This is a genomic window from Amycolatopsis sp. YIM 10 (genome assembly GCF_009429145.1).
Classification (GTDB): Bacteria; Actinomycetota; Actinomycetes; order Mycobacteriales; family Pseudonocardiaceae; genus Amycolatopsis.
This window is the reverse complement of the sequence record NZ_CP045480.1, coordinates 943368-967848: the sequence shown is the minus strand read 5'-3', so window position 1 is coordinate 967848 and position 24481 is coordinate 943368. Positions and strand designations below refer to the sequence as shown.

24 protein-coding genes are annotated in these 24481 nt (G+C 70.5%); 5 read left to right on the top strand and 19 right to left on the bottom strand.

Translation table 11 applies throughout. The features are described from left to right. Nucleotide 1: 1 nt before the first annotated feature. The 10 genes from YIM_RS04840 to YIM_RS04795 all read right to left on the bottom strand — a co-directional run bounded on the left by YIM_RS04840 (nucleotide 2) and on the right by YIM_RS04795 (nucleotide 10117). Nucleotides 2–907, bottom strand: coding sequence for an ABC transporter permease (locus YIM_RS04840; protein ID WP_153029179.1), 906 nt, complete (start codon nucleotides 905–907; stop codon nucleotides 2–4). After that, on the bottom strand, nucleotides 900–1826 hold the full coding sequence (locus YIM_RS04835) for an ABC transporter permease (RefSeq protein ID WP_153029178.1): 927 nt from the start codon (nucleotides 1824–1826) through the stop codon (nucleotides 900–902). Before YIM_RS04835 ends, YIM_RS04840 begins: the two co-directional genes overlap by 8 nt. 1 nt (nucleotide 1827) lies before the next feature. Further along, nucleotides 1828–3459 carry an ABC transporter substrate-binding protein gene (locus YIM_RS04830; RefSeq protein WP_228004562.1) on the bottom strand — a complete coding sequence of 544 codons (1632 nt, stop codon included), beginning with the start codon at nucleotides 3457–3459 and terminating at the stop codon, nucleotides 1828–1830. A gap of 146 nt (nucleotides 3460–3605) precedes the next feature. Then, nucleotides 3606–4562 carry a Ppx/GppA phosphatase family protein gene (locus YIM_RS04825; protein ID WP_153029177.1) on the bottom strand — a complete coding sequence of 319 codons (957 nt, stop codon included), beginning with the start codon at nucleotides 4560–4562 and terminating at the stop codon, nucleotides 3606–3608. A gap of 67 nt (nucleotides 4563–4629) precedes the next feature. After that, complete coding sequence (locus YIM_RS04820) at nucleotides 4630–5778, bottom strand: lytic transglycosylase domain-containing protein (protein WP_194240044.1); 1149 nt, start codon at nucleotides 5776–5778, stop codon at nucleotides 4630–4632. A gap of 266 nt (nucleotides 5779–6044) precedes the next feature. Further along, entirely contained in the window at nucleotides 6045–7118 is a 1074-nt protein-coding gene (locus YIM_RS04815; protein ID WP_153036793.1) for a lytic transglycosylase domain-containing protein, read from the bottom strand. Nucleotides 7119–7218: 100 nt separating this feature from the next. Then, nucleotides 7219–7746: a DUF501 domain-containing protein gene (locus YIM_RS04810; RefSeq protein ID WP_153029176.1), complete on the bottom strand. Its 528-nt coding sequence runs from the start codon at nucleotides 7744–7746 to the stop codon at nucleotides 7219–7221. A 14-nt stretch (nucleotides 7747–7760) separates the two neighbouring features. Next, on the bottom strand, nucleotides 7761–8282 hold the full coding sequence (locus YIM_RS04805) for a septum formation initiator family protein (protein WP_153029175.1): 522 nt from the start codon (nucleotides 8280–8282) through the stop codon (nucleotides 7761–7763). 6 nt (nucleotides 8283–8288) lie between these two features. Next, nucleotides 8289–9575, bottom strand: a complete 1287-nt coding sequence (eno, locus tag YIM_RS04800) for a phosphopyruvate hydratase (RefSeq protein ID WP_153029174.1) — start codon at nucleotides 9573–9575, stop codon at nucleotides 8289–8291. A gap of 80 nt (nucleotides 9576–9655) precedes the next feature. Then, a complete protein-coding gene (locus YIM_RS04795) occupies nucleotides 9656–10117 on the bottom strand; it encodes a glyoxalase/bleomycin resistance/extradiol dioxygenase family protein (RefSeq protein WP_153029173.1) in 462 nt (153 codons plus the stop codon). Between the two features lie 118 nt (nucleotides 10118–10235). Here YIM_RS04795 and YIM_RS04790 point away from each other — a divergent pair, with 118 nt between their 5' ends. Next, complete coding sequence (locus YIM_RS04790; protein WP_153029172.1) at nucleotides 10236–10637, top strand: tetratricopeptide repeat protein; 402 nt, start codon at nucleotides 10236–10238, stop codon at nucleotides 10635–10637. Here YIM_RS04790 and YIM_RS04785 read toward each other — a convergent pair. Beyond that, a complete protein-coding gene (locus tag YIM_RS04785; RefSeq protein ID WP_153029171.1) occupies nucleotides 10634–11206 on the bottom strand; it encodes a helix-turn-helix domain-containing protein in 573 nt (190 codons plus the stop codon). The two genes, YIM_RS04790 and YIM_RS04785, sit on opposite strands and share 4 nt — an antisense overlap. A 66-nt stretch (nucleotides 11207–11272) precedes the next feature. Here YIM_RS04785 and YIM_RS04780 point away from each other — a divergent pair, with 66 nt between their 5' ends. Together YIM_RS04780 and YIM_RS04775 are read left to right on the top strand one after the other, a co-directional pair. Further along, the gene (locus YIM_RS04780) at nucleotides 11273–12157 is read left to right on the top strand and encodes an NAD(P)/FAD-dependent oxidoreductase (protein WP_228004561.1); all 885 of its coding nucleotides are present in this window, start codon (nucleotides 11273–11275) and stop codon (nucleotides 12155–12157) included. Continuing rightward, nucleotides 12154–12756: a bifunctional 2-polyprenyl-6-hydroxyphenol methylase/3-demethylubiquinol 3-O-methyltransferase UbiG gene (locus YIM_RS04775; RefSeq protein WP_153029169.1), complete on the top strand. Its 603-nt coding sequence runs from the start codon at nucleotides 12154–12156 to the stop codon at nucleotides 12754–12756. Before YIM_RS04780 ends, YIM_RS04775 begins: the two co-directional genes overlap by 4 nt. On the opposite strand, the gene YIM_RS04770 is transcribed toward YIM_RS04775, so the two are convergent. The 5 genes from YIM_RS04770 to mfd all read right to left on the bottom strand — a co-directional run bounded on the left by YIM_RS04770 (nucleotide 12738) and on the right by mfd (nucleotide 20085). Further along, nucleotides 12738–13334: a class I SAM-dependent methyltransferase gene (locus YIM_RS04770; protein ID WP_153029168.1), complete on the bottom strand. Its 597-nt coding sequence runs from the start codon at nucleotides 13332–13334 to the stop codon at nucleotides 12738–12740. The genes YIM_RS04775 and YIM_RS04770 overlap by 19 nt on opposite strands. 10 nt (nucleotides 13335–13344) lie before the next feature. After that, nucleotides 13345–14181: a murein transglycosylase gene (locus YIM_RS04765; protein WP_228004560.1), complete on the bottom strand. Its 837-nt coding sequence runs from the start codon at nucleotides 14179–14181 to the stop codon at nucleotides 13345–13347. Between the two features lie 355 nt (nucleotides 14182–14536). Beyond that, nucleotides 14537–15502, bottom strand: a complete 966-nt coding sequence (locus tag YIM_RS04760) for a MazG family protein (protein ID WP_153029167.1) — start codon at nucleotides 15500–15502, stop codon at nucleotides 14537–14539. Next, the gene (locus YIM_RS04755) at nucleotides 15499–16452 is read right to left on the bottom strand and encodes a hypothetical protein (RefSeq protein ID WP_228004559.1); all 954 of its coding nucleotides are present in this window, start codon (nucleotides 16450–16452) and stop codon (nucleotides 15499–15501) included. The genes YIM_RS04760 and YIM_RS04755 overlap by 4 nt, the downstream gene beginning before the upstream one ends. 60 nt (nucleotides 16453–16512) lie before the next feature. After that, a complete protein-coding gene (gene mfd, locus YIM_RS04750; protein ID WP_370468954.1) occupies nucleotides 16513–20085 on the bottom strand; it encodes a transcription-repair coupling factor in 3573 nt (1190 codons plus the stop codon). Between the two features lie 92 nt (nucleotides 20086–20177). Here mfd and YIM_RS04745 point away from each other — a divergent pair, with 92 nt between their 5' ends. Further along, the gene (locus tag YIM_RS04745) at nucleotides 20178–21401 is read left to right on the top strand and encodes a sorbosone dehydrogenase family protein (RefSeq protein ID WP_153029165.1); all 1224 of its coding nucleotides are present in this window, start codon (nucleotides 20178–20180) and stop codon (nucleotides 21399–21401) included. Between the two features lie 64 nt (nucleotides 21402–21465). Here YIM_RS04745 and YIM_RS04740 read toward each other — a convergent pair whose 3' ends face one another. After that, nucleotides 21466–22191: an SDR family NAD(P)-dependent oxidoreductase gene (locus YIM_RS04740; protein WP_153029164.1), complete on the bottom strand. Its 726-nt coding sequence runs from the start codon at nucleotides 22189–22191 to the stop codon at nucleotides 21466–21468. An 89-nt stretch (nucleotides 22192–22280) separates the two neighbouring features. Here YIM_RS04740 and YIM_RS04735 point away from each other — a divergent pair, with 89 nt between their 5' ends. Next, a complete protein-coding gene (locus YIM_RS04735) occupies nucleotides 22281–22784 on the top strand; it encodes a cysteine hydrolase family protein (RefSeq protein ID WP_153029163.1) in 504 nt (167 codons plus the stop codon). On the opposite strand, the gene YIM_RS04730 is transcribed toward YIM_RS04735, so the two are convergent. After that, complete coding sequence (locus YIM_RS04730) at nucleotides 22767–23363, bottom strand: TetR/AcrR family transcriptional regulator (protein WP_153036790.1); 597 nt, start codon at nucleotides 23361–23363, stop codon at nucleotides 22767–22769. The two genes, YIM_RS04735 and YIM_RS04730, sit on opposite strands and share 18 nt — an antisense overlap. 104 nt (nucleotides 23364–23467) lie before the next feature. Beyond that, complete coding sequence (locus tag YIM_RS04725) at nucleotides 23468–24430, bottom strand: acyl-CoA desaturase (protein WP_153029162.1); 963 nt, start codon at nucleotides 24428–24430, stop codon at nucleotides 23468–23470. Nucleotides 24431–24481 lie beyond the last annotated feature (51 nt).

Below are 24481 nucleotides of genomic sequence, written 5' to 3'. Positions count from 1 at the left end.
ATCACCGGGCCCGCGGGTCGAGTGCTTCGCGGACCGCGTCGCCGAGCATGACGAAGGCCAGCACGGTGGCGACCAGGAAACCGGCCGGGAACAGCAGCAGGTGCGGTGCGGCGCGCACGTAGGTCCGCGCGTCGTTGATCATCACGCCCCACGAGACCACCGGCGGCCGCAGCCCGATGCCGAGATAGGACAGCGTCGCCTCCACGCCGATGAACGCGCCGAGCGCGATGGTCGCGTAGACCAGCACCGGCGCCAGGCAGTTCGGCAGCAGGTGGCGGAAGATGATCCGCGTACCGCTCGCGCCCAGCGCCCGCGCGGCTTTCACGTAGTCCTGCTGCTTCGCGGTGATCGCCGCCGAGCGCATGATCCGCAGCGAGACCGGCCACGACAGCAACGCGATCGACAGCACCACCTGCACCACGATCCGCACCGGACCGGCGTCCCCGGCGGCGTTCAGCGTGGTCAGGATGACGATCGCGCCGAGCACGAACGGCAGGCCGAAGAACACGTCGGCGATCCGCGAGATCACCGTGTCCAGCCAGCCGCCGTAGTACCCGGCCAGGATGCCGAACACCCCGCCGAGCAGCACCACGCCCAGCGTGGCCAGCACACCGACCACAATGGATGCCCGCGCGCCGTGGATCACCCGCGCGTAGATGTCGTAACCCTGGTTGTCGTAACCGAACCAGGCCGCCGACGAAGGTGGCTGCCGCTGCCGCGCGAGATCGCCGAGGTTCGGGTCGGCCGAGGTGAACAGCGACGGGAACAACGCCATCACCACGATCAGCAGGATGATCGACGAGGAGATCCAGAACATCGGCCGCCGCCGCAGTTCGCGCCACGCGTCGCTGAAGAGGCCGCGGGGCCGGGACGAGACCCCGGTGGCCGCGGTCGCCGGGTCAGTCATAGCGGATCCTCGGGTCGAGCACGCCGTAGAGCAGGTCGACGAGCAGGTTCATCACCAGGTAGACCAGCACCAGCAGGACCACCAGCCCGGTCACCGTGGCGCCCTCCTTCGACTGGATGGACTTGAAGATCAGCCCGCCGATGCCGGGAATGTTGAAAATGCCCTCGGTGACGATCGCGCCGCCCATGAACGCGCCGAGATCGGTGCCGAGAAAGGTGATCACCGGCAGCGCCGCGTTGCGCAGCATGTGCACGCCGACCACCCGCGACTGCGGCAGACCCTTCGCCACCGCGGTGCGCACGTAGTCCGCGCGGCGTGTCTCGGCGATGCTCGCCCTGGTCAGCCGGGCCACGTACGCCATGGACAGGCTGGCCAGCACGAACCCCGGCACGATCAGCTCACCGAAGCCCGCCTTCGACGAGACCGTGGGATTGATGATCCCCCACTCCAGCCCGAGCAGCAGTTGCAGCACGTACCCGGTGACAAAAACCGGGATGGAGATCAGGAACAGCGTGGACACCAGCACCAGGCTGTCCAGGAAACCCCGCCGCCGCAGGCCGGTGACCACCCCCGCGGTGACCCCGATCAGCGCCTCGATCGCCAGCGCCACCAGTGCCAGCCGCAGCGTCACCGGGTAGGAGTTGGCGATCAGCTCGCTCACCGGCACCCCGGAGAACGTCTCGCCGAAGTCGCCGCGAAGCAGGTTCCACAGGTACTTCCCGTACTGCACGAAGATCGTGTCGTCCAGGTTGTACTTCTCGTTCATCGCCGCGACGAAGGCGTCCGGGCAGTCCCGTTCCCCGCACTTCCCGGCGAACGGATCACCGGGAAGCGCCCACACCAGCAGGTAGATGCCGAAGGTGGTGCCGAGGAACACCGGCACCATCTGCAGCAGCCGCCGCAGCACATACCGGCCCAACTCAGGCCACTTCGACGCTGGTCAGGTCCAGCTTCCGGAACGCGCTGAGCTTGGCCGAGGACAGCCGGTCGCTCTTGCCGCCGATGGTGTTCTGCGTCCACAGTGGAACGAACGGCATGTCGTTCAGGATCATCTTCTCGGCCTCGAGATAGAGCTTGATGCTCTCCTCCTCCGACGGCGCGGTGTCCGCGGCCGCCAGTTTCGCGTCCACCTCGGGGTTCGAGTACTCACCGTCGTTCGACGAGGCACCGGTGCGGTAGATCGGGTTGAGGAAGTTCTCGATCGACGGGTAGTCGGCGACCCAGCCGGCGCGGTACATGTCGGTCATCTCGCGGGCGTTGATCTTCTCGCGGAACTCGCCGAGGCTGGTGGCCGGTTCGAAGACGCACTCGATGCCGAGCGTGTTCTTGATGCTGTTCGCCGCCGCGGTGGCCCATTCGCTGTGCCCGCCGTCGGAGTTGCTGATGATCTTCAGCGTGCCGGTGAACCCGGACTTCGCCAGGTACTCGCGTGCCTTCTCCGGGTTGAACGTGCACAGCTCACCGCACTGGCCCTTCTGGTAACCCTTGAGCAGCGGGTGCACCAGGCCGTCGGCGGGCTGGCGGCTGCCCTCGTAGATGCGGGTGGTGATCTCCTCGCGGTTGATCGCCATCGAGATCGCCTTGCGCAGGTCGGGGTTCTTGTACTTCTCCTCGTACAGCGGGAAGGCCAGCGTCTGGTTGATCAGCGAGTCGCGCTCGACCACGCGGTCGCCGAGATCGGTCTTGTGCTGCTGCCCGGCCAGCGCGTTCGGCGGCAGCTCCTCGATGAAGTCGAGCTGGTTGCCGACCAGGTCCGGGTAGGCGGCCTCGCGGCTCTGGTAGACGCGGAAGGTCAGGTCCTTGAACTTCGGCTTGTCCATGCCCGCGTACTCGTCGAACCTGGTCAGCTTGACGTCGGTGCCGACCTGGCGCGAGACGAACTTGAACGGGCCGTTGCCGATCGGCTTGGCCTCGAAGGCGGCCTTGTCGGCGAAGAACGAGTCCGGCAGCGGCGAGTACACCTCGTAACCGAGCTTGACCTTGAACACCGGCGACGAGTTCTTCAGCGTCACCTCGAAGGTCGTGTCGTCGATGACCTTGAGCCCGGACATCTTGTCCGTGGTGGGCTGCGGGGCCTGCTGCGGGCCGCTCTTGCCGTCCGGGTCGGCCGGGTTGACCTCGTCGTAGCCCTGGATGTCGGAGAAGAACGGCGCGCCCTGCGTGGCGTTGGGGCCGTAGGCGGTCCAGTTCCAGGCGTCGACGAAGTTCTTGGCCTTGACGTCGGTGCCGTCGTGGAACTTCCAGCCCGGCTTCAGCTTGAAGGTGTAGACCTTCGAGTCCACGTCGGTGATCGAGTCGGCGACCGCGTTCTTCACCTCGGTGGTCTGCTGGTCGTAGTCGATCAGGCCGGTGAACATCGCGTCCATCACCTGCCCGCCACCGAATTCGGTGGTGTTGCCGGGGACCAGCGGGTTTTCCGGTTCGGTGTTGAACACCGAGATGGCACCTTCGGTGTTCCCCGCGCCGGGTGCGTCTTCCCCGCCCCCGCCGCACGAACTCAACAGCAGGGTCGCCGCCGCCAAGACCACCGTCGTCCGCATTCGCGCCTTCATGAACGGGCAGGCTAGCCCGGTGGGTGAGCCAGACCACAGACGCAAATCATTGCGAAAGAATCACGATGATCCACATTACTCCGTCAGCCTTACACCAACGGAGCAACGTGAATCGACTGAATGTCGCAAACCGTTTACCGCATTTATCACGACACCAGTGAGAGCGCGATTCCGTCGAGGATGTCGTGCTCGCTGACGATCAGCTCGGCCGGACCGCCGCGGGCGGCGAACTGCTCGGCCAGCGCCCGCACGATCACCGCGCCGCCACCGATCACGTCCACCCGGCCAGGGTGGATCACCGGGTTCGCCGCGCGTGCCGCGTGGTCCACGCTCAGCAGGCTCTCGGCGAGGCGGTCGATGTCGGCACCGGACAGCTTCGACAGGTGCACGCGCTCGGTGTCGTACTGCGGGAGTTCCTGTGCCACCGCGGAAAGCGTGGTGACCGTGCCCGCGACGCCGATCCACGAGTTCGCCAGCGAGACGTCCACCGCTTCGAACGCCTCGGTGAGCACCTCGGTGGCCAGCTTGTGCGCCGCGGTGATCTCGTCGGCGGTCGGCGGGTCCGACTTCAGCGTGCGCTCGGTGATCCGCACGCAGCCGATGTCCACCGAGCGCGCGGCGAGCACCTCGGCGCGCTTGCCGTCCCAGGTGCCCAGCACCAGCTCGGTCGAGCCACCGCCGACGTCGACCACCAGGAACGGGCCGTCTTCGGGGTCCTGCTCGCCCACCGCGCCGGTGAAGGACAGCCGGGCCTCCTCGTCGCCGCTGATGACCTCGGCCTCGGTGCCAAGCACCTCGCGGGTCATCGCGAAGAACTCGTCGCGGTTGCTCGCGTCGCGGGTGGCCGAGGTGGCCACCATCCGCACCTTCTCCACCCCCTTGCGGCGGGCGGCGATGGTGTAGTCGGCCAGCGCGGCGCGCGTGCGCTCCAGTGCTTCCGGCGCGAGCCTGCCGGTGGCGTCCACCCCCTGCCCCAGCCGCACGATGCGCATCTCGCGGTGCAGGTCGCGCAGGTCGAACGTGCCGTCATGGCGTTCGGTCAGCTCGGCGACGAGCAGGCGGATGGAGTTGGTCCCACAGTCGATGGCGGCAACACGAGGCATGGGACCCACCCTAACGACGAATGCCCACCAGCCCGTGCGGGCCGGTGGGCATTTGCCTGTTCGAGTGTTACGGCGTCGGCGCCTCGGAGGAGGTGTCCTCGCACAGCGGCGGCTCGCCCTCGGCGGGCGGTTCCGGCGTGGTGCCGGGCTCCGGCGTCACGCAGTCCGGCGGCGTGGTGGTCGGCGGAGTGCTCGAAGGCGGCTCCGACGACGGCGGATTGCTCGACGGAGGGTTGCTCGACGGCGGATTCGACGACGACGGCGGCTTGGTCGTGCTCGGGATCGACGACGAGGGCGGGTTGCTGCTCGACGGCGGGTTCGAGGTCGACGGCGGGCTGGTCGGGTCGGTCGACGGCGGGACCTGCGGCACCGGCACCTCACCCGGCGCGCCACCGCCCGTCGGGGCCTGCGGCGCGGCGAGGATCGGGCCCTGCTGGTCCGTGGTCGGGTGCACGCCCTTCGCGTACGCCTCGGCCCAGGCCAGCACCGTGCGGACGTACGAGTCGGAGTGGTTGTAGCGGAAGACCGCGGTGGCGCGCTGGGCGGGATCGGCGGTGTTCAGCCCGCCGGAGCACAGGTAGCGACCGGCACCGAGGGTGGCGTCGTAGATGTTGTTCGGGTTCCGCTCGCCGTCGCCGTTGCCGTCGGAGGCGTAACCCTGCCAGGTCGACGGGATGAACTGCATCGGGCCGACCGCGCGGTCCCAGGTCGTGTCACCGTCGAAGGCACCGCCGTCGGTGTCGCTGATCGCGGCCACCGGGCCGGCGCCGTTCAGCACCGGGCCGAGGATCGGCGCCCTGGTGTACCCGGCGACGTCGACGTTGCCGCCGCGCGCGTGGTTCGACTCGATCCGGCCGATGCTGGCCACCAGCGACCAGTGCAGGTTGCAACCCGGCTGGCTGGCGGCGAGGTGGTCGGCGGCACGCGTGTACGCCTTCAGCGCGGAGCCGGGAATGCCCAGCGGACCCGACGGCAGGCCGGCGTTGCCGTTGAGCGCGTCGGCGTTGGCCGCGTCCGCGAGCAGCTGCTCACCGATGGAGTCGCCGGTGGGCAGGCTGCCGTTGACGCTGAGCGGATTGCCCTGCGCGTCCACCGGCTGCCCCTGTGCGTCCAGGTAGCGAGCGGGACCGGTGTCGTGGCCGAGCAGGCTGAGCCCGCCGATGCCGCTGGCGGGCACCATGAGCGGCAGCGCCAGTAGCGGCGCCCCCCAGGCCATCGCCCGCGTCCGTCGTCTTGACCTGCTCTGTCCCGCGCGTGTCTCGCGCCTCTGCCACACCCGCACCCGAGTGACCTCCACGTCCGCGCCGTTACCGCACTTGGTAGCTCAGCATGCCGGATGTGAAGTGGGCGAAAACACCGGCAACACGCAAAAGCCCGCGGCTCTGTCAGATTTCCACAAACCCGGCGTTCCTGTTCATCGGACGGCAACAATCGGCGGCCGAATGGCCCAGTACTTTCGTTGTACAGAACGCAACCGGGTACTTAAGGTGCCGATGCCTCCGAAGACGGGACGGACGACGGCGGCGTGCTCGGCTCGCACGGAGGCAGCGAGGACGACGGCGGCGGCGTGCTCGACGACGGCGGCTCCGACGAGGGCGGCGGCGTCGATTCGCAGGTCGGCGATGGTTCACCCTGCGACGGCGGGAGCGACGGCCCCGGCTCGCCCGGCCCCGGCGGGTTCGCGGGATCCGACGGGTTCGGCGCCGTGGGATCCACCGGCGCGGGCGGCGGGGTGACCGGCGCCGGAGCGGGAGTGGTGACCGGATTCGGCGCGCCAACCGGGACATCGCTGTCCGGCAGCGGGGTGACCCCGGTGCGGTAGGCCTCCGCCCAGCGGATCACCGTGGACACGTAGGCGTCGGAGTTGTTGTAGCGGAACACCGCGGTGCGCAACTGCTCCGGATCGGCGAGGTCCATGCCACCCGAGCAGAGGTACCGGCCGGAACCGAGGGTGGCGTCGTAGATGTTGTTCGGATCGGTCAGGCCGTCGGCGTTTCCGTCCGAGGCGTAGCCCTGCCAGGTCGACGGGATGAACTGGGTCGGCCCGACCGCCCTGTCCCACACCGTGTCCCGGTCGTAGCGGCCGCCGTCGGTGTCGCGGATCGCGGCCACCGGGCCGACACCGTCGAGCACCGGGCCCAGGATCGGCTCGAGCGTGTTGCCCTTGTCGTCGAGATAACCGCCGCGCGCGTGGTTCGACTCGATCCGGCCGATGCTGGCGATCAGCGCCCAGTCGATGTGGCAGGCGGGCTGCTCGGAGGCGAGGATGTTCGCCGCGTTCTGGTAGGCGCGCAGCGCGGAACCGGGAATGCCGAGCGGGCCGGGCGGCGGCACGTCGGCGAGCAGCGCCTCGGGATCCGGCGGCTGCGGCAGGCTCCCGTCCACGCCGATGACACCGAGCCCGGGATCGCCCCCACCGGACGGCGGCTCGATCCGGCCCACCTTCTCGAGCCAGCCCTCGGTGCCGCCGGTCAGCCCGAAGGTGGGCGCGACCGCGAGCAGGCCACCGAGCACGGCGAAGGCCGCGCGGTGGCGCAGGCCGAATTCCTGGGACATCTCACCGGTCGCACCGGAGACCGCGAACAACCCCACGCCGAGAACGCCTTTCCCTGCCGAGCCCTACCCGGTTGAGTTATCTCTGGCGACCCCGCCGCCGTTACTGTCCTTTTGCGACAGTCGGCGCGCAGTCGCCGGACGGCCAGCCTTCGGCTCGCAACAACGCCAAAGTCTCGTCGCCGAACGGATTCACGCCAGGACCGCAGGCCAGCGTGTGCGCCAGGTGGACGTGCAAGCACTTGACCCGTCCCGGCATGCCGCCCGCGGTGACCTCGTGGCCGAGCGGTTCGATGGCGTCGCGCTGCGCCAGGTAGGACTGGTGCGCCCGCAGGTACGCGGCGGCCAGTTCCTCGTCCTCGGCCAGGCGGTCGGTCATTTCCCTCATCAGGCCCGACGCCTCCAGCCGCCCGACCATCGAGGCCAGGCGCGGGCAGGTCAGGTAGTACAGCGTGGGGAACGGGGTGCCGTTCTCCAGCTTCGGGCTGGTCTGCACCACCGAGGGGTGCCCGCCCGGGCAGCGGGCCGCCACCGCGCGCAGGGCGCGGGGCGGGCGGCCGAGCTGCTCGGCGATCACCGCCTTGTCCTGCTCGGTGACCGGTTCGAACTGGGGGGTTTCGGTGCTGCTCACGGCGGTCAGCGTAACTACCCCGTCGCCTGGTCCCACAGGCGCTCGTACCACGGCCCCGACGGCGGCGGTGCCTGCTCGGCCGGGCCCTGGTTCGGCGCCTGCTGCTTGTCCTCCGGCAGCTGCACCATGTACGGGGTTTCGCCCGGCATCACGTAGCGCAGCCGCCGCCGCGCCTCCGCCTGCACCTGGGCCGGATCGGCCAGCTCGGCCTTGCGGGCCTCCAGCTGGGCGACCTCTTCACGCAGCCGCTCGCGCTGCTGCTGTTGCTCGGAAACCTCCGAGCGCTGGGTGAGATAGGTGCGCAGCGGCACGGCGATGGTGAAGGCGAGCGCGCAGACCACGATCGCCACCACCGCCGCGCGCCGGGTGTTCGACAGGCCGAGCACGCGGGCGGCACCGGAGGCGCGTTTCGCGCTCCAGCCCCGCCTCAGCCGGGCTCGCCTGCCCTCCCGGTGCACGCGCTCCGGCCGGCGGGCGTAGGTCTTCCTCGCCCGCCCGCCGGTGCGCTCCCGGCTTCTTCCGCCGCGCTCGGCCATGCTGGATCAGGACTCCGGGGTGAACCTCGGGAACGCCAGGTCACCGGCGTACCTGGCCGCGTCGGCCAGCGTCTCCTCGATGCGGAGCAGCTGGTTGTACTTGGCGATGCGCTCACCGCGGGCGGGCGCGCCGGTCTTGATCTGGCCGACGCCGGTGGCGACCGCCAGGTCCGCGATGAAGGTGTCCTCGGTCTCGCCGGACCGGTGGCTCATCATCGACTTGTAGCCGTAGGAAGTGGCCAGCGACACCGCGTCCAGCGTCTCGGACAGGGTGCCGATCTGGTTGACCTTCACCAGCAGCGCGTTCGCCGCGCGGCGGGTGATGCCGTCCTCGAGGCGCTCCGGGTTGGTCACGAACAGGTCGTCACCGACCAGCTGGACCCGCTCACCCAGCTCGGCGGTCAGCCGCACCCAGCCGTCCCAGTCGTCCTCGCCCAGCGGGTCCTCGATGGAGACCAGCGGATAGGCGTCGACCAGCTCGGTGTAGTAGCCGATCAGCTGCTCGGCGCTCTTCTTGGCGCCTTCGAAGCTGTAGGCGCCGTCACCGAAGAACTCGGTGGCCGCCACGTCCAGCGCGAGCGCGACGTCGCGGCCGGGCGCGTACCCGGCCTTCTCGATCGCGGTGATGATCAGGTCCAGCGCCTCGCGGTTGTTCTTCAGGCTGGGCGCGAACCCGCCCTCGTCACCGAGGCCGGTGGCCAGGCCGCGGCCCTTGAGCACCGACTTGAGCGAGTGGTAGACCTCGGTGCCCCAGCGCAGCGCCTCGCGGAAGGACTCCGCGCCGATCGGCGCGATCATGAACTCCTGGATGTCCACATCGGTGTCGGCGTGCGCGCCACCGTTGAGGATGTTCAGCATCGGCACCGGCAGCACGTGCGCGTTCGGACCGCCGAGGTAGCGGAACAGCTCCAGCTCGGCCGAGTCGGCGGCGGCCTTGGCCACCGCGAGCGAGACACCGAGAATGGCGTTCGCGCCGAGGCGGGACTTGTCCGGCGTGCCGTCCAGGTCCACCAGCTTCTGGTCGACGATGCGCTGGTCGACCGCGTCCACCCCGGCCAGGTCGGGGCCGATCTCGTCGAGCACCGCGGCGACCGCGCGCTCCACACCCTTGCCGCCGTAGCGGGCGGTGTCGCCGTCACGCAGCTCGACGGCTTCGTACTCACCGGTCGACGCACCCGACGGGACCGCGGCCCGCGCCAGCGTGCCGTCGTCGAGAGCCACCTCCACCTCGACCGTCGGGTTGCCGCGCGAATCCAGAATCTCGCGCGCGCCTACCTGCTCGATTACCGCCACGCCTGCTCCTCGTCCGGTTGTCCCAGCCACGACGCCGCCCAGCGTAGCCGTTGCCGGGTGTCACCCGTTGGAGGCTCACGTCACCCGTTGCGGATGACCTGCCAGCCCGCGGGCAGCTCGACCTGGTCGGACACCTGCTGCCAGAAGGTCCAGCTGTTGCCGCCGCAGTCGGGCACGGTGAACACGCGCGCGCCGTACGGCTGGTCCTGCGGCGCCGCCACGTCGGCGTCCTCGCCCAGTGCGGCGCAGACCCGGGTGTACTGCGCGTCGACGTCGTCCACGTAGACGATGTTGAGCTGCCCGACCGGACCGTCCACGCCCTTGGACTCCCAGTAGTCCGACCCGGCGCCGGCCAGTTGCACCTCGGCGTCGCCCGCCTGGAGCGTCGCCTGGAAGACCACGCCGGAGGCGTCGACGAACCGCACCTTCTCGGTGAAGCCGAACACCCTGACCAGCCAGTCCAGCGCCTCGGTGGCGTCGGTGTAGTAGAGGTACGGGGCCAGCCCGAGGTACCGCGGCCCGTGTACATGCCCATCGCTCATGACCGGTTAGTCCACCATGGGAAAGCCCGGCGCGCGGCACGCCCCCTCCCCGATGCCAGGTTGATCACCAGCTCGGCCGTCGCGCGGGTGCCGGTGCGCGGGTACCGTCGAACGGACCATGGTTGCGCATGAACAGGATCCGGCGGAGGACCGGTTCGCGGCGTTCCGCGAGGCGGAGCACCTGGTCGGGGCGCGCCGTCCGCTCGAAGCGCTGAAGCTGCTCGAGCCGGTGCTCGCGGCCGAACCGGACAAGCCGAGCGTGCAGTTGCTCGCCGGGCGCGCCTACTTCCTCTCCGCCCAGCTGCGCCACGCCGAGGCCGCGCTGACCAGGGTGGTCGAGCTGGATCCCACCGATCACTACGCGCGGTTCGTGCTCGGGCGCACGCTGCAGCGGCTGGGCAGGCTCTCCGAGGCCCTCGGCCAGATGCGCATGGCGAACGCGATGTATCCGGTGGCCGACTACCAGGACGGCGTGTCCGAACTGACCGCGCGCCTGGCCCTGCGCGAGGACAACGCCTAGCGCGGAGCGGCTTTCGCGCGCAGGTGCGCTCGTTCGCCCTGCTTGCCGAACAGTGAGAGCAACTCGACGGGGTAGTCGTCGGCCGCGCCGAACCAGTGCGGCACCCGCGTGTCGAACTCGGCGGCCTCCCCCGGCCCGAGCACCATGTCGCGATCGCCGAGGATCAGGCGCAACCGGCCGTCCAGCACGTACATCCACTCGTACCCCTCGTGGACCTGCGGCTCCGGCTCGTACCGCGGCGGCACGATCAGCTTGTACGCCTGCGGCTGGCCGGGGCGCTTGCTCAGCGCCATCGTGGTCATGCCGTTGGCCTGCTTCGCCTCGATGCGCACCCGCGGATCACCCACCGCGGGCGCGCCGACCAGGTCGTCCAGCGGGACCTGGTACGCGCGGGCCAGCGGCAGCAGCAGTTCCAGGGTGGCCCGGCGCTGCCCCGACTCCAGCCGCGACAGCGTGCTCTGCCCGATCCCGGTCGCCTCGGCGAGGGCGCCGAGCGTCATCCGCCGCTCCCGGCGCAGTGCCTTCAGTCGCGGGCCGACTCCGCTGAGTACCTGCTCGATCTCGGACATGGCCCGATTTTGCCAGAACGGCAAACATCTTTGCCAGATTCTCGATGGCTGCGGATGCTCGGGGACATGAGCGAATACGACGTGGTGATCATCGGCGGTGGGCCGGCCGGATTGAACGCGGCCCAGGTACTGGCCAGAGCGCGAAGGCGGGTGGCCGTGGTCGACGGGGGCAATCCCCGCAACGCCCCGGCCGAGGGGGTGCACGGTTTCGTGTCCAGGGACGGCACGCCGCCCGGCGAGCTGCTCGCCATCGGACGGTCCGAAGTGGAGGGTTACGGCGGCGAGGTGATCGACGGCGTGGTGCGGCGGGTGCGGCACGACCGGGCCGTCGAACTGGCCGACGGGCGGCAGCTGGCCGCCAAGCGGCTGCTGGTGACCACCGGGCTGACCGACGAACTGCCGGAGCTGCCCGGTGTGTCCGAGCTGTGGGCGATCGACGTGCACCACTGCCCGTACTGCCACGGCTGGGAGGTCCGCGACCAGCGGATCGGCGTGCTCGGCAGCTCGCCGAACTCGGTGCACCAGGCCGAACTGCTGCGCGAGTGGAGCGACGACGTGGTGTTCTTCGGGCACCAGAGCCCGCCGGACGCCGACGCGCTGGCCCGGTTGAGCGCCCGCGGGGTGAAGGTGGTTTCCGGCCCGGTTTCCCGGCTGGTCACCGCCGAGCACCGGCTGCGCGGGGTGGAGTTGACCGACGGCACGGTGGTCGAGCGGGACGCGCTCTTCGTCGCCCCGAAGTTCGTGCCGAAGGACCGGATCCTGACCGGACTCGGCTGCGCCCACGGCGAGGACGGGGTGGTCCAGGTGGACCGGACCGGCCGGACCAGCGTGAGCTGGGTGTGGGCGGCTGGCAACGTGGTCGACCTGCGAGCGCAGGTGATCACCGCCGCCGGTGACGGCGCGCGGGCCGCCATCGCGATGCACGCCGACCTGATCGGAGCGGGTGAATGAGCCAGGCGATCGAGTTCTGGGAAGGGTTCTACGCCGAGCGCGAGGTGTGGTCGGGCAAGCCGAACGCGCTGCTGGTGCGGGAGGCGGCCGACCTGCCGCCGTCCACCGCGCTGGACCTCGGCTGCGGTGAGGGCGCCGACGTGATCTGGCTGGCATCGCTGGGCTGGCGGGTGACCGGGATCGACGCGTCGGCCACCGCGTTGAAGCGGGCCGCCGCGCACGCCGCCGAAGCCGGGGTCACCGACCGCGTGTCGTGGCAGCAGCACGATCTGTCACTGTCCTTTCCGGACGGTGAGTACGACCTGGTCTCGGCGTCGTTCCTGCACTCACCGGTGGCCGGGGACGAGGAGCGCAACCACATCCTTGGCCAGGCGGCGAAGAGCGCGGTGGCCCCGGGCGGCCTGCTGCTGATCATCGGGCACGCCGGGGTGCACCCCGAGCACGGGCCGCTGCCGACCACCGCCGAGGTGCTGGCGGACCTCGCGCTCGGGCCGGACTGGACGGTCGAGAAGGACGAGGTGGTGTCCCGGCCGGAGAGCAAGGCGGGCACCGGCCTGGACAACCTGCTCCGCCTGCGGCGTCAGGGCCTGCGCCCGTAGACCAGGAAGACCACGCGGTCGTCGGCCTCCCACCGCCGCGCCCGCACCTCGGCGAAGCCGGCCGCGACCGCGGCCGCTTCGTCCACATCGGACGGAATGGGCAGGTCGGCGGCCACGTGCTCGGCGATCGGCCCGGACGGGTTGAAGGTCCCGGCGTACGGCAGCGTGAAGGCGACCCGGCCGCCGGGCCTCAGCACCCGCAGCCAGTCCTTCAGTGCCGCCAAACCGAGGAAGTGCAGCGAGGAGGCGCAGAGCACCAGGTCCACTTCGGACACCGGCGCCGGAACCGCTTCGCACTGCCGCCAGTCGATCCTGCCGTCCGGATCCAGTTCGACGGCGCGCTGCCGCGCACGCTCGATCATGCCGCCGGAGAGGTCGACCGCGGTGACGTGAGCCGGATCGAGCAGCCGCAACGCGGCGAACGCGGCGGCGCCGGTGCCGGTGGCAGCGTCGAAAACGTCGAGCACGGTCTCGGCCGGTGGTTCGATGCCCGCGACCAGTTCGGTGGCGACGAGGTCGTGGAAACCGTTGGCGTCGTAGGCGGGTGCTTGTTCGTCGAACAGGAATTCGGGCCCCATGATCGGGAGTTTACGGTGCCGGAATGGCGGTGGCGTAGGCGTCGGCGCCGCTGAAGACGTCCTGGCCGTAGGAGACCGACTCGTTGTAGGTGAGCACGGCTTTCCACCAGCCGTCCGGTTTGCTCAGGTCACCGCCGGACGAGCAGAGATAACGGGCGGCGGTCAGCGCGGCGTCGTCGATGTTCTGGGGGTCGGGGGTGCCGCCGTCACCTGCCGCGCGGGCGGCGTGGCGCTGCCAGGTCGCGGGCAGGAACTGCATGGGGCCGACCGCGCGGTCCCACTGGGTGTCGCCGTCGAGCTTGCCGCCGTCGGTGTCGGGAATGGCCTTGACCCCGGGCGAGCCGTTGAGCGGGATGCCGATGATCGGCTTGGTCAAGCGGCCGTCGGCGCCCACCTCGGCGCCCCCGAACCCGGCGTGCTGCGACTCGACGCGACCGATGCCGGCCAGCATGGCCCAGGAGATGTGGCAGTTCGGTTGCTGCGAACGCATCCACATCTCGGCCTTGCCGTACCCGACGAGCACGCGCTCGGGCACCGAGGTCGCGCGGGCCACGCGCTGCGCCCAGGCGTCCAACTCGGCCTGGTCGGAGGCGTTGAGGCGGTCCTCGGGTGCCGGAAGCGCGGCTTTGGGCACGGCCACCCCCGGCTGGGGACGCTGGTCGGGCACGGGCAGTGGCGGTGCTTTCTCGGGCCCGCCCTGGTCGTTGCGGGTCACGCCGATGGTGAGGATGAGCACGAGCCCGGCCACGAGCAGCGTCGCCACCAGCGCAAGCCGGGTGAGCACCCCGGCCCGGCGCGGCCGCGGCGGACGAGGCAGCGCCTCAACAGGCGACGAGGGTTCGACCACCCGTTCAGGTTACGTGCCCCGGCCCCACACCTGCCCGGTAATGCTGCGAGTAGTCCTAGGCCGCCAGGGTGACATACCCAGAGGCGCCCATGCCGCCACCCCCATCACGCAATCCGGCAACGGGAGCCACCCCCGGCCGCCCACCACCAATCCGACGCCCGGCCACCACCAACCGACGCCCCCCACCACCAAACCGACGCCCGGCCACCAAACCCGACCACCTCCCCACCCAGCCCTCCCCATCCCGATCCACAGCCCAAAACACGGCGAAGACCCCGATGTCAAGGCATCTTTCCCGCCTTGACAACGGGGTCTTCGCCGTAGTCACACTAAAAATCGGGGTGGAGACCCGGCCTCACCGAGGCTGAGGCCAGAACCGACGCCACCCCTCCGCCTCCAAAGTCAACGGATCAATTCCCGCCGCCTTCGCCGCCACCTCAGCGGCCCGCACATCCGCCGCGAACCGCTTCGCTACCGCCCGCAACTCCCCCTCGGGATCCATCCCACCTCGCCGCGCCCCGGCAGCCAGGCGGAACAACCTCTCGGCTTCACCATCCCCACCGGGGAACAGGTCGTACGGCAACCCGGCCCGCCCGGTCCGCTGCCCCAGCTTCCCCGCCAGCGCCACCGCCGGCTGCCCCAGCGCCACGCCGTCCACAATGGACTCCCGGCGCTTCTCGGTCTGCTTCAGCTCTTCCCAGCGGACCTGCTGGTGCTCGGCGGTGTGGATCACCTCGTCCCCGGCGAACACGTGCGGGTGCCGTCCGACCAGTTTGGCCACCAGCTCCCCCGCGACGTCCTCGATGTCGAACGGGTCCTCCGATGCCTCCGCCGCCACACGCGCGTGGAACAGCACCTGCAGCAGCACGTCGCCGAGTTCCTCGCGCAGCGCCGCCCGGTCGCCGTCCTCGATGGCCTCCAGCAGTTCGTAGGTCTCCTCGACCAAGTACTGCCGCAGCGAGTCGTGCGTCTGCGCGGCGTCCCACGGGCATCCGCCCGGCGAACGCAGCTTGTCCATCACGGCCACCGCGTCGACCACCGCGGGCACCGGCACCGAGACCATCGACGCCCCGGCACTCAACAGCGCCGCCGCGCCCGGCTCACCGCGGTCCGCCGCGACCAGCACCACGGAACCGGTCGCGCGCAGCAGTTCTTCCGGCGCCGGAGCGGCTTTCGCGTCCAGCGCGACCCGAGTCACCTCGGGCAGGTCACCGGCCGCGTAGACCACGTCGGCCGCCCGCAGCGCGGGCCACGCGGCGGCGGGCAGGACAGCGGGCAGTGCCGCGGGTGCCAGTACGACCGTCGCGCGCGAAGGACTCATGGGCGCAATGGTTGCACGGCCTTCGCCGGGAACTGGTAGCCCGTCGCCTCGTCGGCGTTCGGCAGCACCGACATGCTCGCGATGTCCCACACGCCGTAGCGCGGGTTCACCCGCACCCCGAACTCCTCCGCGATCGGCTGCAGCAGCCGCTTGCCGAGCTGGTAGACCGCTTCCGAATCCGGCGCGATCGGGGTCTGCGGTCCCTGTGCCGCGGTGTTGCGGCCCTTGACCAGCGCCACCAGCCAGCCCGCCTGCTGCTGGCTCGGCTGCACCGCGACCACCGTGCCCGGCTTCGCGCCGAACAACGCGCTGCCCGGCAGCGCCTCGGCACCGCTCTGCTCGCCCTGGGTCTGCGCCACGCTCAGCGGCTGGTCCAGCACCCGGTAGTTCGACTCGCTGATCACCTCACCGGCCCGCTCCGGCTGCTCGGCGATCTTCTTGGCCAGCGCCAGCGCCTGGTCCTTCGCGGTCGAGCCCGGCGACTCCTCGGTGATCACCGTGCCGATCACGTCGACCGACAGCGACGCCGCGTACTTCGCGCCCAGCTGCTGGGTCAGCAGGAAGTCGGAGACGAACTCGGGCACCCTCTCGGCCGAGGTGTTCACCCGCGGCGCGATGGCCGCTGCCCCGCCGCTGCGCTCGATGAGTTCGTTGACCTGCACCGGATCCGCGCGCAGGCCTTCGCGCTGCGCGGCGGTGCTGATCAGCTCGTGCAGGATGCGGCCGTCGACCACCATCCGGGCGTTCAGGTCGAGCTTGCGCTGCTGCTGCGCCTGCTGGGCGTCCGGCGAGTTGTCCAGCAGCCAGCCGATCTCCTGCTGCACCGCCTCCAGCGGCACGGACCGGTCCCCGACGATCGCGGCCGAGTCCACCTGGCTCGGCCCGGCACCGCAGCCGGCCAGCAGAACTCCGGTGGTCAGTACGGCAAACAGCGCCCGCGGGCGACCCATGATCCGCATCACAGGGCCTACCCTCTCACATCAGTTCACCACTGGGGAACGACCGGTTCGTCAACCGACCGCGGCCGGTGCCTTCGCCAGCGACTCCAGCAGTTTTGTGCACCAGTCCAGCAGCGGTTCGTCACGCAGCTGCGGCGCGCCCATCCGCCCGCCCGCCGGGCCCTCGGTCGGCTTCGGCACCGACACCGTGTGCGTCACCGCCTTGTACATCGCCTTGGGGTACAAGCGCTTCAACCGCACCAGTTGCGAATCCGCCAGCGGCAGCGGGGCGAATCGGATGCTGTTGCCCTGGGTGGACACCTCGGTCACGCCGGCCGCCCGGCACGCGTGCCGGAACCGCGCCACGGCCAGCAGACGACCCACCGACGCGGGCGGCTGCCCGTACCGGTCGACCAGTTCCTCGCGCACCGCGTCCAGCGCGGCGGCGTCGGTGGCGGCGGCGATCTTGCGGTACGCCTCCAGGCGCAGCCGCTCGCCGGGCACGTAGTCGTGCGGGATGTGCGCGTCCACCGGCAGGTCCACCCGCACCTCGGCGGGTGCCTCGTCCTCCAGCGGCTCCGCGCCCGCGCTGCGGCGGAACACGTCCACCGCCTCGCCGACCAGCCGCACGTACAGGTCGAAGCCGACGCCCGCGATGTGCCCGGACTGCTCGGCGCCCAGGATGTTGCCGGCGCCGCGGATCTCCAGGTCCTTCATCGCGACCGCCATGCCCGCGCCGAGTTCGGTGTTCTGCGCGATGGTGGCCAGCCTGTCGTGCGCGGTCTCGGTGAGCGGCGCCTCCGCCGGGTACAGGAAGTACGCGTACCCGCGCTCGCGCCCGCGCCCGACGCGCCCGCGCAGCTGGTGCAGCTGGGCCAGGCCGAGCAGGTCGCCGCGCTCGACGATCAGCGTGTTCGCGTTGGAGATGTCCAGCCCGGTCTCCACGATCGTCGTGCACACCAGCACGTCGAACTCACGCGCCCAGAAACCCTCGATGAGGTGCTCGAGCTTGTCCTCGTTCATCTGCCCGTGCGCGACCGCGACCCTGGCGTCGGGCACCAGCTCGCGGATCCGCTTGGCGGCCTTCTCGATCGTCGACACCCGGTTGTGCACGTAGAAGACCTGGCCGTCGCGGAGCAGCTCGCGGCGGATGGCGGCGCCGACCTGCTTGTCGTCGTAACCGCCGACGTAGGTCAGGATCGGGTGCCTGTCCTCGGGCGGGGTGAGAATGGTGGACATCTCGCGAATGCCGGCCAGCGACATCTCCAGCGTGCGCGGGATCGGGGTGGCCGACATGGTCAGCACGTCGACGTGCGTGCGCAGCGCCTTGATGTGCTCCTTGTGCTCGACGCCGAACCGCTGCTCCTCGTCCACGATCACCAGGCCGAGGTCCTTGTAGCGGATGCCGGTCTGCAGCAGGCGGTGCGTGCCGATGACGATGTCCACCTCACCGGCGGCGAGGCCTTCGAGCACCAGGTCCGACTCGGTCTTCGAGGTGAACCGCGACAGGCCCTTGATGGTCACCGGGAACGACTGCATGCGCTCGGCGAAGGTGCTCAGGTGCTGCTGCGCGAGCAGTGTGGTCGGCACCAGCACGGCCACCTGCTTGCCGTCCTGCACCGCCTTGAACGCCGCGCGCACGGCGATCTCGGTCTTGCCGTAACCGACGTCACCGCAGATCACCCGGTCCATCGGGACGCCGCGTTCCATGTCGGTCTTGACCTCGTCGATCGCGGCGAGCTGGTCGTTGGTCTCGGTGAACGGGAAGGCGTCCTCCAGCTCGGCCTGCCACGGCGTGTCCGGGCCGAAGGCGTGGCCGGGCGCGGCCTGGCGGGCGGCGTAGAGCTGCACCAGCTCGGCGGCGATCTCCTTGACCGCCTTGCGTGCCTTGGCCTTGGTGTTCTTCCAGTCGGAGCCGCCGAGCTTGTTCAGCGTTGGCAGCTCACCGCCGACGTAGCGGGAGACCTCGTCGAGCTGGTCGGTCGGCACGAACAACCGGTCGCCGGGGTGGCCGCGCTTGGACGAGGCGTACTCCAGCAGCAGGTACTCGCGGGTGGCCCCGGCGACGGTGCGCTGCACCATCTCCACGAACCGGCCGATGCCGTGCTGGTCGTGGACCACGTAGTCGCCGGCCTTGAGCGCGATCGGGTCGACCGCGTTGCGGCGCCGCGACGGCATCTTGGTGTTGAGGTCCCTTGTGGACGTTCCGGCGCCGGCGCCCCGCCCGGTCAGGTCCGCCTCGCTGAGCACCACCAGCGCCTGCTCCGGCAGCACGAACCCGTCGGCGAGACCACCGCAGGTGATCGTCACGAAGCCGGTCTCCGGTGCCTTCTCCAGCCGGTCCACCTGGCGCGCGGGCACTTCGGCGGCGCCGAGCTGCTCGGTCACGCGGCTGGCCGTGCCGTGCCCGGCGACCACGACCACCGCCGCGCCACCGCTCGCGGTGTGCGCGCGCAGATCGGTGATCGCGCGCTCGAACTCACCGCGGTAGGCGGGCGCGGCCTCGGCCGCGACGTGCACCACGTCCTCGCCCTCGGTGGTCAGCTGCGACAGCGTCCACCACGGGCGCTTGGTGTCCTGCGCGTGCGCGGCCACCTCGGTCAGGTCGCGGTAGGCCGAGGCGCCGAGATCGATCGGCGCCGAACCGCCGACGGCCGCCGTGGTCCACGACGCTTCGAGGAACTCCTGCCCGGTGCGGACCAGGTCGTGTGCCCGCGCGCGGATCTTCTCCGGGTCGGCGAGCAGCACGTGCGTACCGGCGGGCATCGCGTCGGTGAGCAGCTCCAGCTCGCCGGCGCACAGCACCGGGATGAGCGCTTCCATTCCCTCGCAAGGGATTCCGTCGGCGAGCTTGGTGAGCATCTCGGCCAGCTGGGCGTCCGCGGCGTGGGTCTGGGCCAGCTCGGCGGCGCGGGCCTTGACCTCCGGGGTGAGCAGCAGCTCGCGGCACGGCGGCGCGACCACGGCGGCGATCTCACCGGGCAGCGACCGCTGGTCCGACACCGCGAACGCGCGGATCTCGCTGACCTCGTCGCCCCAGAACTCGACGCGGTGCGGATGCTCGGCGGTCGGCGGGAACACGTCGAGAATGCCGCCGCGCACGGCGAACTCCCCGCGCTTCTCCACCATGTCGACCCGGGTGTAGGCCAGCTCGACCAGGCGCTCGAGCACGCCCTCGAACTCCTGCTCCTCACCGACGACCAGCTCGACCGGGGCCAGCGTGCCGAGGCCGGGCGCCATCGGCTGGATCAGGCTGCGGACCGTGGCCACCACCACGCGCAGACCGCCCTGATCAGAGCCGTTGAGCCGGTGCAGCACCTCGAGGCGGCGGCCGACGGTGTCCGCGCGCGGCGAGAGCCGCTCGTGCGGCAGCGTCTCCCACGAGGGGAAGTCGGCGACCGCGTCCCGGCCGAGCATCGCCGAGAGCGCGGAGGTCAGCTCGTCGGCCTCGCGGCCGGTGGCGGTGACCGCGAGCACCGGCCGCCCGGCCCCGCCCGGCGCGGCGAGCACGGCCGCGACCAGCTGCCTGGCCGCCGTCGGCCCCTGGAGTTCGAGCAACGGGGCACCGGCGCGCTCCAGCACGGGGCGCAGCGCGGAGCCGGACAGGGTGGACTCGACGAGACCGGACAAAACGGCGTCGCTCACCGGAAACTTCCCCTCACCTGGTGCGTCCCGACCAGCCTACGTGGACCGGACGACACTTTCGCGGCCGGTCACCACGGTGCATGCTGTGGTTCATGCCCGCACGAAAAGTCGGAATCGCGATGATCGGCGCCTTGGTCGCCCTCACCTCGGCCTGCACGGACGCGCCGCCCGCGCCCGAGGCAGCCACGCCGGCACCGCCGCCGTCCAATGCCGCGCCCGCGGGCAAACCCGGCAGCAAGGCGCTGAAGGTCGAGGAGGTCACCGGTGGGCTCACGCACGGCTGGGACATCGGCTTCCTGCCCGACGGCAAGGCACTGATCACCCAGCGGCCGGGCAAGATCGCGCTGGTCTCCGGGCTCCAGCCGGGCGCGACCGCGACCGAGGTCAAGGCCGACTTCGCCGATCTGTTCGTGGAGCACGAGAGCGGCCTGCTCGGCCTGGTCGTCCACCCCGACTTCGCACAGTCGCGCAAGTTCACCACCTGCCAGAACTACAAGCAGGGCGAGACCCCGACCGACGTCCGGCTGATCACCTGGACGCTGTCCGCCGACGGAACTTCCGCGCAGCGCGTGCAGACCCTGCTCACCGGCATGCCGGTGAACCCGAACGGCAGGCACAGCGGTTGCCGCCCGACGCTGGCCGAGGACGGCGCGCTGCTGGTCGGCACCGGCGACGCGGCCGACGACCCGGACGTGCCGCAGGACCGGACCAATCTCGGCGGCAAGGTGCTGCGGATCGACCTGAACACCGGGGAAGGCCTGCCGGACAACCCGTTCGCCTCCTCGGCCAACGCGAACGAGCGGCGCGTCTACACCTACGGCCACCGGAACGTGCAGGGCGTGGCCGTGCGCACCGGCACCGGGCAGGTTTTTGTCTCCGAGCACGGGCCGACGAACTTCGACGAGCTGAGCCTGGTCAAGGCGGGCGGCAACTACGGGTGGGACCCGTCGCAGGGCGGCACGGTCGACGAGTACGACGAAAGCGTGCCGATGACCGACCTGGAGCGGTTCCCCGACGCCGTGCCGCAGGCGTGGACCTCGGGCAAGACCACCGAGGCGCCGTCCGGCGCGACCTTCCTGACCGGACCGCAGTGGGGCGACCTGGACGGGCGGATGGTGCTGGCGGCACTGCGCGGGCAGAAGCTGCTGGTGTTCACCATGGACGCTCCGGGCGCGGTGACCGACGTGTACCTGCCGCCGGAGTTCAACGCGGAGTTCGGCAGGCTGCGCGGGGTGCGCACCGGCCCGGACGGTGCCCTCTACGTCACCACTTCGACCGGCACCGACGACAAGCTGCTGCGGGTGACGCTGGCCTGAGCGATGCCGTGAAGGTGGCGTTCCCGGCCGGTTCCGAGCGCCGGGAAAGCCACCTTCACGGCATTCAGGAGCCCAGGTGGGCGCCGCCGTTGACGTGGAGGACCTGGCCGGTGATGTGCCCGGCGCCGGTGCCCGCCAGGAAGAAGATCGCGTCGGCGATCTCGTCCGGCTGACCCGCGCGCTGGTTGATCGCCGCCGAGGTCCGGCTCTTCAGCCACTTCTCGTCCAGCGTGCCCTGGAAGAACTCGGTGTCCAGCACCACGCCCGGCGCGACGATGTTCGCCGTCGCGCCCGAGGTGCCCAGTTGCTTGGCCAGCTGGACGTTCCACGACTCCAGCGCCGCCTTCGCCGCGCCGTAGGAACCGGAACCGGCCTTCGCCGCGATCGAGCCGATGGTCACCACCCGCGCCCGCTCGGCCAGCCGCGGCTGCAACGCGGTGGTCACCAGCACGGTGGTCAGCACGTTCGCCTCGTAGTTCGCCCGCCAGGCGTCCGCCACCCCGGCCAGGTCGGTGGCCTTCTCCCGGATCCGGTCGGTGTTGCCGCCGGCGTTGTTCACCAGCACGTCGACGCGTTCCGGCAGCTCCGCCAGCGCTCCCTCGACCGCGGCCGGATCCGCGGCGTCGAAGGCCACGTACTTCGCGCCGAGCAACGCCGCCGACTCGGCGAGCACCTTCTCGCGGCGCCCGGTGATCGTCACGCTCTCCCCCGCCGCGGCGAACTTCGCGGCCACGGCGTACCCGATGCCGGTGCCACCACCGGTGACGACGACTTCCCTGCTCTGCACCATCGGTTCCCCTTACTCGTGAAGTGGGCGCTGTAAGCGCTTTCAACGGCGGCGGGAGACCGACGATACCCGATCACCCCTACCCTGCGCCCATGATCTTTTCCCCGGCCACCACCGCACTGGTACTCGTCGATCTGCAGGCGCGCACGCTCGGCATGCTGCCGTGGGAGCCGTACTCCGGCGAGCGCGTGGCCGCCGTCGCGCTCGAACTGCGCGCGGCCTTCCACGCCGCCGGCGCCCGGGTTTTCGTGGTCCAGCACGACTACCCGGACGGCGAGGGCGCCGAACTGGTCTTCACCCTGGACGAGCGCGAAAAGTTGATCACCAAGCGGACCGTCGGCGCCTTCCACCAAACCGGCCTCGACGAAGAACTGCGCGCGGCGAATGCGAAAACTGTCGTATTCGCCGGAATCGCCACGAATTTCGGCGTGGAATCGAGTCTGCGCGCGGCACTCGACCTCGGCTACGAAGTGGTCGCCGTTTCCGACGCGATGACCTCGATCGACGCCGGAAGCCACGAGGTGGCGGTGTCGAAGATCTTCCCGCAACTGGGCCGGGTCGTCACCGCGGCGGAACTGCTAGGTGCTCAGCCGTAGTTTCGGCTTGTGCTCCAGGTGCGACAGGCCGTTCCAGGCGAGGTTGACCAGGTGCGCGGCCACCTCGTCGCGCTTCGGCTTGCGCGCGTCGAGCCACCACTGCCCGGTCAGCGCGACCATGCCCACCAGCGACTGCGCGTACAGCGCGGCGAGCTTGTCGTCGTAACCACGCGCGGTGAACTGCTGGCCGAGGATGTGCTCGACCTGGCTGGCGATGTCGTTGAGCAGGGTGGAGAAGGTCCCGGTGGAACTGGCCACCGGGGAATCACGGACCAGGATGCGGAACCCGTCGTGGGATTCCTCGACGTAGGACAGCAGCGCGATCGCCGCCTGCTCCAGCATCACCCTCGGGTGCCCACCGTGCAAAGTGGACACCATGCGGTCCAGCAGTTGCTGGGTCTCGCGGTCCACCACCACCGCGTAGATGCCTTCTTTACCACCGAAGTGCTCGTACACCACGGGTTTCGAGACGTTGGCGCGATGCGCGATCTCCTCGATCGACGCGCCGTCGAATCCCTTTTCGGCGAACAGGGCCCGCGCCACGTCCAGCAGCTGCTGGCGGCGTTCGGCTCCGGTCATCCGGACACGGGTCACCGGGGCGCTGGGACGCGCCCCGGTGATCCCCTCACGTTTCCCCCGACGTTTGGCCGCCACCTGGGAAGCCTACCGTCCGGGCGCGATCGTTATTTGCTCTCCGTCGAAAGCCGGGCCAGACGCTGCGGGGTCGGCCAGCGCACGCTGTGCGCCCAGCCGAACTTCTCGAAGATCCAGATCAGCCGCGCGGAGATGTCGATCTGCCCGCGCTGCACCCCGTGCCGCGCCGAGGTCGGGTCGGCGTGGTGCAGGTTGTGCCACGACTCGCCGAAGCTGAAGATGGCCAGCGGCCAGAAGTTCGCCGACCGGTCGCGCGCGGTGAACGGGCGCTCGCCGATCATGTGGCAGATCGAGTTGACCGACCAGGTCACGTGGTGCAGCACGCAGACCCGGACCAGCCCGGCCCAGAAGAACGCGGTCACCGCGCCCCAGAACGACCAGGTGATCAGCCCGCCGAGCAGACCGGGACCGGCCAGGCTGACCAGCGTCCACAGGCCGAACTGGCGGTTCACCCGCGCGATGGCCGGGTCGTTGACCAGGTCCGGGGCGAAGCGCTCGGCGTTGGTCTGGTCGCGCTCGAACAACCAGCCCATGTGCGCGTGCCAGAAGCCCTTGGCCACCGCCAGCGGGGTGGTGCCGAAGGCCCACGGCGAGTGCGGGTCGCCGTCGCGGTCGGAGAAGGCGTGGTGGCGGCGGTGGTCGGCGACCCAGGTGATCACCGGGCCCTGCAGCGCCATGCTGCCGGCGATGGCCAGCACCACCCGCAGCCACGGCTTCGCCTTGAACGAGCCGTGCGTGAAGTAGCGGTGGTAGGAGACGGTGATCCCCAGCCCGCTGATGCAGTAGAAGAGCACAAAGAGCCCGACGTCCACCCAGCTCAGCCCCCACCCCCAGGCGAAGGGAACCGCGACCAGCAGCGCCAGCAGGGGCAGGATCACCCCGAGGTAGACCGAGAACTGGATGGGAAAGGACCGCTGGCCGCTGAGGACCGGCTTGGGACCTTTCGCCGCTGGTGAATCGCCGGAGGGGGAACGGTCAAGGGTGGCCGTCATACACGTCACTTCTTCCTACGGTGGACCCCTCATCACCAAGGGTGTCCTTAC

Excerpts from the sequence above, each read along its gene's own strand:
- YIM_RS04785 (WP_153029171.1), bottom strand. The coding sequence starts at position 11,206 with ATGTCCGAGATCGAGCAGGTACTCAGCGGAGTCGGCCCGCGACTGAAG.
- YIM_RS04735 (WP_153029163.1), top strand. The coding sequence starts at position 22,281 with ATGATCTTTTCCCCGGCCACCACCGCACTGGTACTCGTCGATCTGCAG.
- YIM_RS04740 (WP_153029164.1), bottom strand. The coding sequence starts at position 22,191 with ATGGTGCAGAGCAGGGAAGTCGTCGTCACCGGTGGTGGCACCGGCATC.
- YIM_RS04805 (WP_153029175.1), bottom strand. The coding sequence starts at position 8,282 with ATGGCCGAGCGCGGCGGAAGAAGCCGGGAGCGCACCGGCGGGCGGGCG.
- YIM_RS04770 (WP_153029168.1), bottom strand. The coding sequence starts at position 13,334 with ATGGGGCCCGAATTCCTGTTCGACGAACAAGCACCCGCCTACGACGCC.
- YIM_RS04825 (WP_153029177.1), bottom strand. The coding sequence starts at position 4,562 with ATGCCTCGTGTTGCCGCCATCGACTGTGGGACCAACTCCATCCGCCTG.
- YIM_RS04830 (WP_228004562.1), bottom strand. The coding sequence starts at position 3,459 with ATGAAGGCGCGAATGCGGACGACGGTGGTCTTGGCGGCGGCGACCCTG.
- YIM_RS04755 (WP_228004559.1), bottom strand. The coding sequence starts at position 16,452 with ATGGGTCGCCCGCGGGCGCTGTTTGCCGTACTGACCACCGGAGTTCTG.
- YIM_RS04760 (WP_153029167.1), bottom strand. The coding sequence starts at position 15,502 with ATGAGTCCTTCGCGCGCGACGGTCGTACTGGCACCCGCGGCACTGCCC.
- YIM_RS04790 (WP_153029172.1), top strand. The coding sequence starts at position 10,236 with ATGGTTGCGCATGAACAGGATCCGGCGGAGGACCGGTTCGCGGCGTTC.
- YIM_RS04725 (WP_153029162.1), bottom strand. The coding sequence starts at position 24,430 with ATGACGGCCACCCTTGACCGTTCCCCCTCCGGCGATTCACCAGCGGCG.
- YIM_RS04730 (WP_153036790.1), bottom strand. The coding sequence starts at position 23,363 with ATGACCGGAGCCGAACGCCGCCAGCAGCTGCTGGACGTGGCGCGGGCC.
- YIM_RS04745 (WP_153029165.1), top strand. The coding sequence starts at position 20,178 with ATGCCCGCACGAAAAGTCGGAATCGCGATGATCGGCGCCTTGGTCGCC.
- YIM_RS04780 (WP_228004561.1), top strand. The coding sequence starts at position 11,273 with ATGAGCGAATACGACGTGGTGATCATCGGCGGTGGGCCGGCCGGATTG.
- YIM_RS04840 (WP_153029179.1), bottom strand. The coding sequence starts at position 907 with ATGACTGACCCGGCGACCGCGGCCACCGGGGTCTCGTCCCGGCCCCGC.
- YIM_RS04775 (WP_153029169.1), top strand. The coding sequence starts at position 12,154 with ATGAGCCAGGCGATCGAGTTCTGGGAAGGGTTCTACGCCGAGCGCGAG.
- YIM_RS04795 (WP_153029173.1), bottom strand. The coding sequence starts at position 10,117 with ATGAGCGATGGGCATGTACACGGGCCGCGGTACCTCGGGCTGGCCCCG.
- YIM_RS04815 (WP_153036793.1), bottom strand. The coding sequence starts at position 7,118 with ATGTCCCAGGAATTCGGCCTGCGCCACCGCGCGGCCTTCGCCGTGCTC.
- YIM_RS04820 (WP_194240044.1), bottom strand. The coding sequence starts at position 5,778 with ATGGCCTGGGGGGCGCCGCTACTGGCGCTGCCGCTCATGGTGCCCGCC.